The organism is Solirubrobacter phytolaccae, assembly GCF_027587195.1.
Lineage (GTDB): Bacteria > Actinomycetota > Thermoleophilia > Solirubrobacterales > Solirubrobacteraceae > Solirubrobacter > Solirubrobacter phytolaccae.
On the sequence record NZ_JAPDDP010000032.1, the window covers coordinates 63,457 to 77,004 of the forward strand.

At 72.4% G+C, this 13,548-nt stretch carries 3 protein-coding genes; 1 reads left to right on the forward strand and 2 read right to left on the reverse strand.

Annotated features, from left to right (window positions below; genetic code table 11):
* Positions 1 to 120: 120 nt before the first annotated feature.
* Together OJ997_RS18135 and OJ997_RS18140 are read right to left on the reverse strand one after the other, a co-directional pair.
* Complete coding sequence (locus OJ997_RS18135; RefSeq protein WP_270026600.1) at positions 121 to 4,011, reverse strand: beta strand repeat-containing protein; 3,891 nt, start codon at positions 4,009 to 4,011, stop codon at positions 121 to 123.
* 2 nt (positions 4,012 to 4,013) lie between these two features.
* Positions 4,014 to 10,211 (reverse strand): NHL domain-containing protein, encoded by a 6,198-nt coding sequence (locus OJ997_RS18140; RefSeq protein ID WP_270026601.1) that lies wholly within the window; start codon positions 10,209 to 10,211, stop codon positions 4,014 to 4,016.
* A gap of 205 nt (positions 10,212 to 10,416) precedes the next feature.
* Between OJ997_RS18140 and OJ997_RS18145 the strand changes: the two genes are divergently transcribed.
* Complete coding sequence (locus tag OJ997_RS18145) at positions 10,417 to 13,437, forward strand: Ig-like domain-containing protein (RefSeq protein ID WP_270026602.1); 3,021 nt, start codon at positions 10,417 to 10,419, stop codon at positions 13,435 to 13,437.
* The last annotated feature ends 111 nt before the right edge of the window (positions 13,438 to 13,548 follow it).

The window sequence follows — 13,548 nt, forward strand, 5'->3', positions numbered from 1 at the left end:
GACATCTCTCTCCTCGCTCTGGACGAACCCCGTACCCCACCCATGAAGGGCGTGTGAGCGGGGCGAGCCTAACCCGGCGTGGTGACACGTGTCAACACGCCGGGTCGGGCCGGCGAGGGACTAGCGGCGCGCCCGCTTGGCCTTGGCCTTCGGCTTGCGCTTGGACGCCGGCTTCTTCTTGGTCGCCTTCGGCTTGCTCTTGACCGCCGGCTTGGTGGCGGCCGGCGTCTTGGCGGGCGCCACGAACGCCGGCGTCGCCAGGGCGGCCGTGGGCGCGGGCGCCTCGACGACCGCGGCCGTCTTCGGCCCCTCCCCGCCGGCGCGGCGCACGGTCACGCCGCCCGCCGCGTAGGTCGGGACGTAGGCGCCCGTGACTGCGGCGAACGTCCCGGCGACGACGCCGGTCACCACGGGGACGTCCCCGTTGACCGGCGCCGGCGCGACGACGTCGAGGCGACCGCCGAGCTGCGCGCTGCCGGTCACGGACACGCGGCCGGAGGAGGCCGCCGTGACCGTCGGGCGCAGGACCGCGCCGGCGGCCTGGGTGAAGCCGCCGGCGTTGAGCGTCGAGCCCGCGCCGAGCGCGAGCACGCCCTGGTTGGCGAACGTGCCCGCCACGGTCACCGAGCGCCCGCCGGCGAGCTCGAGCGTGCCGCCGGCCGCGTTGCGCAGGAGCGCCGTCAGGCCGTCCTTCGCCTCGATGCCGCTGCCCGTGAACTCGTTGTAGAGCACCTGCGAGCCCGCGTTGAGCACGAGCCGCGCGGCGTTGGCCTTCACGGAGCCCGGCAGCAGCAGCGCCGCGCCGTTGCCGACGACGAACGTGCCGCCCGCGAGCGTGCCGGCGCCGCCGAACAGCGGGCCGCTCCAGTTCAGGAGCTCCGGCAGCTCGAGCCGGCCGTCGAGGATTTCGATCACGCCGTCGTTGTCGAGCGTCGCCTCGCCGACCGCGCTGCCCGTACCGGTCTTGCGCAGCGTGCCGGTGTTGTGCACCAGGCCCGCCTCGCCGTAGCCGTACTGGAACGCGGAGTCGTCGAGCTGCGCCGCGCCGTCGAGCACGAACGTGCCCGTGTTGCGGATCGAGGCGCCGCGCTCCATGAACACGATCGCGTCGTCGACGGTCAGCGTGCCGGCGTTGCGCAGCTCTCGGTCGCCGTCGAGGTGGACGTTGTCGTTCACGAGCGCGGTCGCGCCCGCGGCGATGACGGTCGCGCCAGGCCCGACCTGGTCGCCGTCGGACCACGTGAGCTGGCCGGTGACGGTCAGCGCGCCGGTGCCGGTGATCAGCCCGCCGGTCTGCTTCAAAGACGCCACAGTCACGGGACGCAGGACGCGCAGCTCGCCGTCCGCGACCTCCGTCGTGCCGGTCAGCGTCGCGCCCGTGTCGACCACGAGGACGCCCTCGCCGAGCGTGATGTCCTTGAACGCGCCGGTGTGCGTGACGGTCTCCGCGCTCTCGAGCTCCAGCGGCCCGTTGATCGTGCCGTCGTTGTCGACGACGAGCCGCAGGTGCGACGGGCTCGTGCCGCCGGTCTTGGCGACCGTGCCCGTGTTGAGCAGGACCGCGTCGCCGTGGATGCCCGACGAGGAGCCGCACGAGTCGTCGTTCGGCGTGTCCAGCTCGATGCGGCCGCTGTTGGTGATGCGCGTGTCCTCGAACGTGCCGAGGTCGGCGCCCTTCTCGAGCCGCAGCAGGCCCTGGTTGACGAGCACGCGGCCGTCGTCCATCGAGCCCGAGCCGCAGCCGAACGCGGCCGTCGGCGTGATCACGATCCGCCCGGCGGGCGTCACGGTCGTCGTGCCGGGACCGTTCTGGCGGCCGCCGTCCCACGTCAGCCGGCCGGTCACGGTCAGGTTGCCGGTGAGCGCGCCGGCGCGGTGGACCGCGGTGCCCGCGAGCGTCAGCGTGTCGCCCGCCTTCACCGTCACGTTGTCGGCGATCTCGACCGTCCCCGGCAGCGCGACCGCCCCGGTGAACGTGCGTGCCCCGACGAACACGACGCGGTTGGTCGCGTCGGTGCCGGTGAACGTGCCCGTGTCGGGCTCGGTCGTGCCGGTCTCCAGCCGCAGCTCGCCGACCTTGCCGTCGACGGTGCCGACGTTGTGCAGCGGCGCGCCGATCGTCGAGCTCGTGCCCGCGGTCTTGCGGAGCGTGCCGAGGTTCTCGATCCGCTCGGCCGGAGCGTCGAAGTCGTCGAAGATCGTCGCCGTGCCGCGGACGTCGATCAGCCCGCGGTTCTCGAGCACGCGGCCCGTGGTCAGCGAGGCGATGCCGTTGAGGATCAGCGTCGCGCCGGTGGCGACCTTCGTCGTGCCGACGCCCGCCATCTTGCCGCCGGTCCACTCCAGCGTGCCGGTGATGTCGGGCGTGCCGCCGAGCGTGCCGCCCGTCATGCGCGCCGCGACGACCGTGACGGGCCCGTTGACGGTCGCGCCGGAGATCAGCGTGTCGCCCGTGAGCTTGGCGCCCGTGCCGAGCTCGATCGTCCCGGCCTTCAGGTTGCCGCCGGAGAACTCGCCGGTCGAGGTGTCCTTGCCGCCGCCGCCCAGCTCGATGTCCTTGACGAGGCCGTCGTTGTCGACCGCCGCCGTCGTCGCGTTCGCGCCGGTGCCGGTGCGCTTGAAGGTGCCGGTGACGTGGATGGCCGCGCCGCCGGAGCCGTTGATCGCGCGGCCGTCGCCGGCCATGTCGAGCGTGCCCTCGACCGCCAGCACGCGGCCCGCGGCCAGCGAGGTGCTGGCGCTGTGGGTCATCGTGCCGGTGATGCGCGTGATGCCGGCGCCGGTCATCGTGCCGCCCGACCACGCGAAGGTGCCGCCGAACACGAACGTGCCCGTGCCGCCGAGCGTGCTCGCGGACATCGTCGTCGCGCCGCTGCCCGTGACCGTGCCGGTGGCGTTGACGGTGCCGCCGTTCAGGGCCACGCCGGTGAGCTTCGCGCCGTTCTCCAGCTCGAACGTCCCGCCGTGCAGCTGCCCGCCGACGAACTCGCCCGTCGAGCCGCTGCCGCCGCCCTCGAGCTCGACACCCTGGATCGACCCGTCGTTCTCAACGGCCGGGTACAGCTCGACGTTGCCCGTCGCGGCGGTGCGCTTGATCGTCCCGGTGTTCTTGATCAACGGCGTGCCGGACCGGTTGATGTAGCGGCCGTCACCGGCCATGTCGAGCGTGCCTTCGACCTGCAGCGTGCGCGTGTCGGTGAGCGACGTGTTCGCCGTGTGGGTCATGGTCGACGTCACGCGCGTGGTGCCCGTGCCGCCCATCGATCCACCCGACCACTCCAGCGGGCCGTTGACGTGGAAGGTGCCCGCCCCGCCGACCGCGCCCGCGGACATCGCGCCCGAGGCCGTGACGGTGCCGGTCACGTTGACCGTGCCGCCGTCCAGCGTCGTGTTCGTGAGCTTCGCGCCGTTCTCGAGCTCGAACGTGCCCGAGTGCAGGTTGACGCCGTCGAACGTGCCGGTGGAGCCGCTGCCGCCGGCCTCGAGCTCGACGCCCTGGATCGTGCCGTCGTTCTCCACGGCCGTGTAGATCTCGACCGTGCCCGCGACGCCGCGCTTGATCGTGCCCGTGTTGCGCACGAGCGGCGTGCCGGAGCCGCGGTTGATGTAGCGGCCTGCGCCGACCATGTCGAGCGTGCCCGCGATCACCAGCGTGCGCGTGCCCTCGAGGGCCGTGTTCGCCGTGTGCGTGAGCGTGCCGGTCACCCGCGTGGTGCCGGAGCCGCCCATCGTGCCGCCCGACCACGTGCCGGAGCCCATGGTCAGCTCGCCCGCGCCGAGCAGCGTGCCGGCGAGGTCGAGCCGCGCCACGGTCGCCGCCGTGTCGAGCGTCACCTGCTTGCCGTTGGGGATGATGGCCGTGTCACCGCTGCCCGGGACGCTTCCGCCCGACCAGCTCGACGCCGTCGTCCAGGCGCCGTTCGGGCCCGTGTAGGTGATGTCGGCCGCCATGGCCGTGCCTCCACCGGCGGCCAAGAAGGCCGCGGTGAGCAGTGCGATCCGTCGCTTCATCTTCACATTCCCAATTCGCGCAGCTGGCGTTGCGCGCCGCGGTTGATGGTTCCGGTGTCACGTTGCTCGCGCGCGTGGTCGAGGCCGCGTTCGAACGTCTCCTCGACCGCCTCGGTCGGGGTGAGGTTCACGGGCAGCACCTTGTCGATGACCTTCAGCCCGCACTTGAGCCAGGCCACGGCCTGCTCGGGCAGCGACTCCTTCTGCTCGCCCTCGTAGATCTCCATCGCGCCCTCGGCGACCTCCACGGCCGTGTCGATCGCCTCCAGGCCGTCGTTGAGCTTGCCGGCCGTGTCGACGATCGGGTTGTCCTCGAGCGGGAGCTCGGAGACCGTCTCGATCGCGTCGCGGCCGTCCTCGCTCTTGATCCAGTCGACGAGCTTGTTGAACTGGCCCACGATGCGGTCGCCGGCGCTCGGCGCCTCGCCGCTGAAGTCACCCGTGGCGCCGCCGCCCTCGTCCATGCCGGTCGCGTCGCGCCGGCTGACCGGGTCGTTGCCGGCGTACACGAACAGGTTCATGCCGCCCTCGTGCAGGATCGGGTCCTTGGCCGTGAAGCGCCCCGTGGCCGGCTCGTAGTCGCGCAGGCCGAAGCGCACGAGCCCGGTGACCGGATCTTCGATGCCGCCGGCGAACCCGAGCGGCAGCTCGAACGTGCCGGTCTCGGCGGCCTTGTTGCGCACGCCGAACGCGTTGGTCGCGTACGTCTTCACGACCGCGCCGGCGGCGTCGGTGATCACGCGCGGCGTGCCGGCCTGGTCGGCGCCGACGTAGTAGCGCGCACCGCCGCGCTGGAGCGCGAACAGCACGTCGTTGCGGTCGTAGAAGTACTGCGTGAGCTCGCTGCCCACACGGCTCGCCGTGACCTGGAACGGACGCGACGGATCGCCGTAGAGGAACTCCGTCCGCGCGGCGCCCTGCACGCGAGCGACGAGCCGGCGCGACGCGTCGTACTCGTACGCGACGGTCGTGCCGCCGACGGTCGCCGACTTCAGCTCGCCCGTGCTCGCGTAGGTGAACGTGTCCGCGCCGCGGCTGACGAGGAAGCCCGCCGCGTCGTAGACGTGCGTGCCCGTCATGCGGTCGTCGTCGGCGTAGGTGCGGCCGGCGCGGTTGCCGTTGGCGTCGTAGGTGTAGGCCTCGAGCACGGTCGCGCCGTCCTTCACGCTCTTGAGCTCGCCGTCCGGGAAGTACTCGTAGTCGTAGGTCTTGGTCGTGCCGTTGACGGTCTCGACCCGCTTGGTGATGCGGTTGGACTTGTCGCGCGTGACCGTGTTCTCGTAGCGCTTCGTTCCCTTGACGGAGACGGTGCGGGTCTTGACCGCGCCGCCGTCGTCGAAGCTCTGCGCGACGGCGAGGGCGTCGTCGGTGATCTTGGTGACGTCGCCCAGCGGGCCGTTGCGCTCGTAGGTGAACGGGCCGTAGCCGGTGAGCATGCCGTCGTCGTCGTGCGTCAGCGCGAGCGGGCTCGTGCCGGCGAGGTGGATCGACGCGAGCTGCATGGCGCTCGTGTAGCCGTACGAGAACTCGCCCGCCGTGGTCCGGAGCACGCCGTCGAAGCCGAACACGTCGGTCTTCGTGCCGCGCGTGGCCGACGTGATGCGCGTGGACGCGTCGGTGTAGCCGAACGTCGCCTCGCCCACACCGGTCAGGCGGCCGTCGGTCTTGCGGGCGTAGCTGATCGTCGCGCGGCCCGGCAGCGTCGTGGTGAGCGGGTAGTGGTCGTCGTCGTAGGTGCGCGTCTGCGCGGCCACGCCCGGCGCCGTGTACGACGTCAGGTTCGCGGTCGGCGCGAAGCCGTACGTGTGCACCTTGCCGTTGGGCATCGTCAGCCCCGTGCGGTTGCCGACGTCGTCGTAGGTGAAGCCGTAGGTGGCGTTGCTCGGGAGCTTGACCGAGGTCACGCGCTCGACGGCGTCGTAGCCGTAGGTGACGGTGTGGTTCTCCCCGTCGGTGCGCGTGAGCAGCCGCTGCGGGCGGTTGGCGTCGTACGTGTAGGTGATCCCGCGGCCGCCCTGGACGACCTTGGTCAGGCGGCCCTTCGCGTCCCACTGCAGGGTGCGCGGCGCGACGCCGCCACCGTAGGTGTGCGTGGTCGGGCGGCCCTTGGCGTCATAGGCCGTCGAGACCTCGCGGCCCTCCGATGACGTGCTCGTGAGCGTGCGGGTCTCCCCCACGTACTCGCGCCGCGACGTCTTGCCGTTGATGGTCGTCTCGTCGCTGAGCGTCTCGACGCTGAACGGGTTCGCCGGCTGCTTGAGGTCGACCGTGCGGTCGTTGGTGGTGACCGTCGTGCGCCCGTCGGGCGTGGTCACCGTCGTGCGAGCCGTGTACGGCGCGCGCATGCCCCAGCGCGGGTCGCCCGCGAGCGTGCTCGTGGCCACGGTGCCGTCGGGCTGGGTGACGCGCGTGACGCCGTCGGCGCCGTACTCCATCACGGACTTCGCGCCGCTCGGGTCGGTGGTCGTCGAGCGCGTGCCGCCGCCGGGCAGCTGCTCGGCCTCGAACGTCGTGAGCTTGCCCATGTCCGACGTGCGCTTGATGCGGTAGCCGGTCGCGGTCTGCTCACGCGTGAGCGTCACGACCGAGCCGCTCTTGTCCTCGTCGGTCTTCAGGCGACCGGTCGCCGCCTCGTAGGTGAAGTGCGCGTCGTGGCCGAGCGGGTCCTTGAACGTCTTCAGCAGGCCGCCCGGGAAGTAGTCGAGCGTGTGCGCCTCGTTCTCGGCGTTCTTGAGCTCGCCGAGCATGCCGTCGGCGCGGATCGTGAGGCCCGTGCGCAGGTTGCCGGGCGCGACGATGCCCGTCGCGTTGCCGGCGGCGTCGCGCTCGATCGTGACGACGTTGCCGTCCCCGTCCGTGACCGTGATGAGCCGGCCGTCGGCGTCGTAGCCGAACGTCAGCTTCACGAGGCCGGTCAGCGCATCCACGGTCTTCAGGTGGCGGCCGTTGCGATCGAACAGGAACACCGCGGTGCCGTCCTGGCTCGGGAGCGAGAAGTCGGCGTCGACGAAGCCGGGCAGGCCCGGCGAGGCGCGGCGGATGCGCGCGTTGCCGGTGTCGGCGATCTGCACCGACTGGTCCGGCGCGACCGTCACGTCCTCCGGGAACGTGAGCTGCGCCTGCTGGGGCGCGTTGCCGTCGCCCGCCTCGCCGCTGCGGCCGGTGCCGGCGTAGATGGAGACCGTGCCGTCCTTCGCGATCCGGCGCACGAGGTGATGGATGCGGTCGGAGACGTAGACGGTGCCGTCGTCGGCGACGTCGACGCCGTACGCCTGGCCGATGTCCGCGGCGAGCGTCGTCACCTCGCCCTGGGCGGTGATCTTCACCACGCGCTCGTTGAGCGCGTCGGCGACGTAGACCGAGCCCTCGGCGTCGACGGCGACGTCGTTCGGCAGGTTCAGCTCGGTCGCGATCGTGTTGATGCGACCGTCCGGCGCGACGCGGCGCACGCGGTTGCGGCCGGTCTCGGTGATGTACAGCGTGCCGTCGGCGGCGAGCGCCAGGCCGCGCGGGTTGCGCAGGCTCGCGCCGGTGGCCGGGCCGCCGTCGCCGAGCGTGTCGGGGTCGCCGCCGCCCGCGAACGTGGAGACGTTGCCGAGCGGGTCGATCTTCAGGATGCGGGCGTTGCCGGTGTCGGAGATGTAGAGGGTGCCGTCGTCGGCGACCGCGACGTCGCGCGGCGCGGTGAGCCCGTCCTCATCGTCGGCGACGATCTCGACCTGGCCCTCCTTGGTCACCTTCAGCACGCGGTCGGCGGCGGTCTCGGCGACGTAGATCGAGCCGTCGGCGCCGGCGTCGGTGCCGCGCGCGGTCTGCAGCGGGAACATCGTCGAGGGCTTGGTCGGGTCGACGCGGCCGTCGCTGACGCCGACCGCGGTGTCCAGCTCCGGGCGGATCGCCTCGGTCGTGACCTTCGAGCCGTCGCCCTTGTAGAGCGTGCGGGCCTGCGGGTCGTACGCGTGGTGGACGTCCAGCGTCCAGCCGCCGAGCGCGTCGCTGCCGGCGCCGAGCACGCCGACGGGGCGCTCCCACTCCTGCCAGGCGATGATCTCGCGGCGGGACTCCTCGTCGGCGCCGCTCTCGTTGCGGGTGACCGGCGCGCCGCCGAACTGGCCGAAGGAGGCTTCGAACTCGGCGGCCTCCAGGTACTCGCCGGCGTAGACGTAGCCGATCCGAACCTCGGCGTTCTGCGCACCCTCGACGGTGCGGCCGTAAGCGTCCTTGCCGTCCCACTCGAACGTGTGGCTCAGGTTGGCCTTGGGCGCGAACGTCTGGCGGAACTCGCGACCGGCGACGGTCACCTCGAGCTCGATGCGCTTGAGGGCGCTCTTGATCGTGTTGCCCGTGAGCGGGACGTCGAGCCGGTACGCCTCCTTGTAGCCGGGGACGCGGGCCGAGTTGTAGTAGAGGTCGAACGGCGTGCCGGGGACGGACAGCGTCTCGCCGAGCGTCTGGTTGAAGACGCCGATGATCGAGCCGGCGGCCTCGCACTCGGGGCAGTACGGCGGGGGCGGCGGCTCCTCGTCCGGGGCGTCGCAGTCGGCGCGGCAGCCGTACGGCCAGTTGTAGTCCCACGGCGTGAAGTGCTCGACCTCGACGCGCCACAGCGACTTGCCGGCGTCGTACTGCTGCGCGAGCTTGGTGCGCTCGGCGTCGTCGATGCCCGTGTTGTCGGCGGTGCCGTCGCCGTTCGTGTCGACATTCGCGCGACCGTTCGACTCCGACACGATCTTGATCACGAGGCCGTTCTTGGACGGCACCCACGCGCCCTTGGCCTCGTCGTAGTAGGCGCTCGGCACGATCGTGCCGGCCTCGAAGCCGAGGAAGTTGTCGACGTAGGTGGTGACGGGCTTGGTGAACTTGACGTCGGTCGCGCCCGCCTCGACGGCGTCGTCGACGCTGAACTCGACCGCGTAGGTGTAGGCGGAGGTGTCCGGCAGCTCACCCGGCATGCGCTCTTCACCGTTCGCGCCGACCGTGTACTCGGTCGCGCGGACCTCGAGGTCGCCGAGCGGCTTGGTCTCGCCGTTCGGGAGCTCCATCGTCGCGTCCGTGCCCGGCTCGAACATGAGCGTGGCCTGGCGCGGGTCGCTGTCGTCTTGCGGCGTGGTCTTGGAGGTGGCGACCTGGAGCGTGGTCGCGTTCTCGTCGATCTCCGTGACCTTGTTGTCGTACGGGGTCATCACCACGTCGGCGATGTCCACGTAGTCCTGCCACGGGATCGGCTCCGTGCGCTGGACGCTCATGAAGCCGTCCTGCTCGAACGTGAGCGTGAGGTCCGCGCCGCCGTTGACCGCGAGGTCGTAGCCGCCGTCCTCGCGCGTGGACGTGTAGCCGAACTCGAAGTGGTCGAGCACGGTGACGCGCGCGCCCTTCATCGGCGTGCCGTCGGCCTTGAGGACCTTGCCGCGGATGACCGCGACCTGCTGGCCCTCGATCGTGCCCGGCTCGACCTCCTTCTGGATCGGGTTGGCGCCGGTGTAGAGGAACTCGGTGCCGTCGGCGACGGTGGTCGGCTCGGTCGGCTCCGGGGCGGGCGCGACGGCGGCCGGGTCCTGCGCCGGCGCGAGCGGCGGCTCGGGGAAGTCGGGCGTCGGCGTGGCCGTGACCGTCGGGGCCACGGTCGCCGTGGCGGTCGCCGTCGCCGTGGCCGTGGCCGTCGCGGTGGCGGTGACGGTCGCCGTGGCGGTGGCGGTCGCCGTCGCGCTCGCCGTCGGCACCGCCGTGGGCTGCGGGCCCGGACCCGGCGCGGGCTGGGGCTGCGGACCCGGCTGCGGCGGCCCGGGTTGCGGGTTGGCGCGCACCGTGATCTCACCCGATGCACGGCAGTTGTTCTTCTCGTTGCTCTCGCGGACCTTGTTCTTCGGGTCCGCGCACGCGATCACCCGGTACGTGCCCGCGGGCACCGTCAGCTTCACGGTCGCGGCGGCGCTCTTCTTGCCGGTGAGCGCCTTGACCGACGCGCTCGTGAGCGCACGGTCGTCCTTGCTCGCCTTCCCGTCCTTGGACAGCGTCAGCGCGACCTGCGAGGCCTTCGCCTTCGCGCGCCCGGCGTTCGTGACCGTGACCGTCGCGGAGCCCGCGTCGGCCCGCAGCTTGGCGACCGACAGGTCAGGCCGCGCGGGAGCGGCATAGGCCGGGCTCGCGAGCAGCGCGAACCCAGCGGCGAGCAACACGCTCGCGCGGGAGAAGATCTTCAAGGTGGCGTCCGTACCTTCGTTGCAGTTCCTGGGGAGTGCCAGGAACCTTCCCGGAGCCAAGATGAGAGCCGGGGGCGGTTACCCACACAGTGGTCGCGTGGGACCTCCACAACCGCCGGTGCGGGCAACGCGGCGATCGAACGGTGTACGTCCCTAGCCGTTCGGGTGGCGGGACCAGCTCCCGCGCGCACCAGAATCACCCGCCGTGCGCCGGTTGCTGAGCCTCCTCATCGTCGTGTTCGCGTGTCTCGCCACGTCCGCGTACGCGCAGACGGAGGTCAGTGGCACGCTGGTCTTCGACGAGCAGTGGACCGCGGCCGGCAGCCCGTACATCGTGACCGGCGACGTGATCGTGCCCAGCGACGTGACGCTCACGCTCGGCCCGGGCGTGACGATGCGGTTTCCGAGTGGCGGGCTCAACGTCCGCGGGCGGCTGATCGCCGGCGGGACTACGGCCGAGCCGATCACGTTCGAGCCGGTCCGCTTCAACACCGTGCGGCTGCAGGGCTCTCCCGGCACCGTGCTCGAGCACGTCCGGGTGATCGGCGGCGACTCCGGGATCACGACCGACGGCGGGAGCCTGACGGTCCGGCACGGAGTGTTCTCCGGGTACGCCGACTACGGGATCTACAGCAGCGCGAACGCGTACAACCCGTACGGACGGACGCTGCGCGTCGAGGACTCGCGGTTCGACGGCTCCGAGCGGCCCGCGAACAGCGGCGGCGCGGGCATCGGCGCGGACTCCGGGGCGAGCGCGATGCCCGCGGTCATCGTCGAGCGCAGCACCTTCGTGAGCAACTACTACGGCGTTCGCCTCACCGGCAACCCGCTGCCCGGTGTGTGGCTGACCGGGAACCGCTTCCAGCGCAACGCGATCGGCGCGGCCATCACCGAGAGCTACTTCAACACGCGGCCCTGGCAGATCGTCGGCAACACGTTCGCGGCCAACGAGATCGGCTTGTGGACGAACATCTTCTCCACCGGGGAGTTCACCGCTCGCGACAACGGCTTCACGGCCAACACGACCACGCCCTGGCGCGTCGAGCAGCGCGACCCGTGGAATCCGCGGACGCTGCCCGCGCCGGACAACTGGTGGGACGGCGCCACGCCGGACCCCGCCCTCCTGGCGACGCCGCAGCGGACCGCGCCGGCGCCGCTCACGCCCGCGGCCGACCTCGAGCCGCCGGACACCACGATCGTCTCCGGGCCAGGGCCCGTGACGCGCGACGGCGACGGCACGATCGAGCTCGCGAGCTCCAAGCCGAGCGCGTACACCCGGTACGAGTGTCGGCTCGACAGCGAGACCTGGAATCGCTGCCCCGACCCGATCCGCTGGGTCGCGACCGGCGAGGGCGTGCACCGCTTCGCCGTGCGCGCGATCGACGCGCTGGGGAACGTCGATCCCACGCCCGCCACGCGCAGCTGGACGCGCGACCGGACCGCGCCGCAGACCTCGATCACGTCCGCCCCGCCGGTCTCCACGCGCGAGACGACCGCGACGTTCGCGTTCGCGTCGGAGGCCGGAGCCACGTACGAGTGCCGGCTGGATGCGACCGCCGCCGTTGCCTGCGCATCGCCCTACACGCTGAGCGAGCTCGGCGAGGGCGGGCACAGCTTCACGGTGACCGCGCGCGACGCCGCCGGGAACCCCGACGAGACGCCCGCCACGTACGTGTGGACGATCGACACCACGCCGCCGGACACGACGATCCTCACCGGTCCTCCCTCCGCCGCGGCCCAGTCGAGCGCCACGTTCACGCTCTCCGCCTCGGAGCCCGGCGCGGCCTTCGAGTGCCGGCTCGACAACGCCGCCTGGACGTCGTGCACCGCGGCGCCGACCGTCACCGCCGTCGCGACGGGCGACCACCGCTTCGAGGCGCGTGCGGCCGACGCGCTCGGCAACGTCGACCCGACGCCCGCCGCCTGGACGTGGAGTCGCGTGTCCGGCCCGCCCGAGACCGTCCTGGAGGCCCGGCCGGAGGCGTTGATGACCGAACGCACGGCCACGTTCGCGTTCTCCAGCCCGGACGAGGTCAGCGGCTTCGAGTGCGCGCTCGACGACGAGCCGTGGGCCGCGTGCACGAGCCCGCTCACACGGTCCGCGCTCGCCGACGGCCAGCACCAGCTTCACGTGCGCGCCGTGGCCGCCGGCACCGTCGTCGACCAGTCGCCCGAGCGCGCGCAGTGGACGGTCGACGCGACCGCACCCGTCGTCAGCTTCGCCGCCGACGCGCCGACGCTGACGAACCAGCCCTCGCGCCTCGCGATCGCGTTCAGCGCGTCCGAGCCCGCGCGCTTCGACTGCCGGCTCGCCGGGGGCGACTGGTTCGCCTGCGCTTCCCCGCTGCAGTCCCCCTGGCTCACCGACACCAACTACCTGCTCCAGGTGCGCGCCACCGACACCGCCGGCAACCGCTCCGACGTCGCGCAGCATGCGTTCGAGGTCGACACGCGTCCGCCGCCGATGCCGCGCATCACCGCTCCCGACAATGGGACGCGCGTCACCGCGGCGACCGTCACCGTGACCGGCACGGCGGAGTCGGGCGTGAGCCTCGCCGTCGACCGCAACGGCACGCCGGTGGGCACGATCACCGCCGACCCGGCGGGCGCGTTCACCACGTCGGTGACGCTCACCACGGCCGGGACGAACGTGATCGGCGTGGCCGCGGTCGACGCCGCCGGCAACCGCTCGCTGAGCGCGCTCGTGGCGATCACGTTCGCGAGCGCCACGACCGACCCGCTGCCCTACACCGGCGACCGCGACTGCGACGACTTCTCGACCCAGGCCGCGGCGCAGGCCTGGATGAACGCGCACCCGGGCGACCCGGACGGGCTCGACGGCGACAACGACGGCTGGGCGTGCGAGTCGTTGCGCTGCCCGTGTGCGTGGAGCGTTCCCGTCGCCACCCCCATGCCGCAACCGGTGACGACCGCCACGCCGACGCCCACGCCCGCGCCACGGCCCGCCGCGCCGAAGCGGATCGCCGTCCGGCTGACCGCGTCCGGACGCCTCACGGCGCCGAAGCAGCTCGCGCCCGGGCCGTATCGGCTCGAGATCAGCGATCGCTCCAAGCGCCACGGCCTCAAGCTCGCCGGTCCGGGCGTGACCCGCAGCTCGAGCGCCCGCACCACGGGCTCACGGCTGTGGACGGTCACGCTGCGCCGCGGCGTGTACCGCTGGACGATCACGCCCGGTGGCAAGCGCTTGACCCTCGTCGTCCGTTAGCCGCGCACCTCGACCGCGGCGGCGAGCGCCCGCGCGCGGTCCGGGTCCAGGACGCCCGCGCCGGGGACCTCGGCCGCGGCCGCCGCCGCGCCGACCGCCGACGCCACCGCC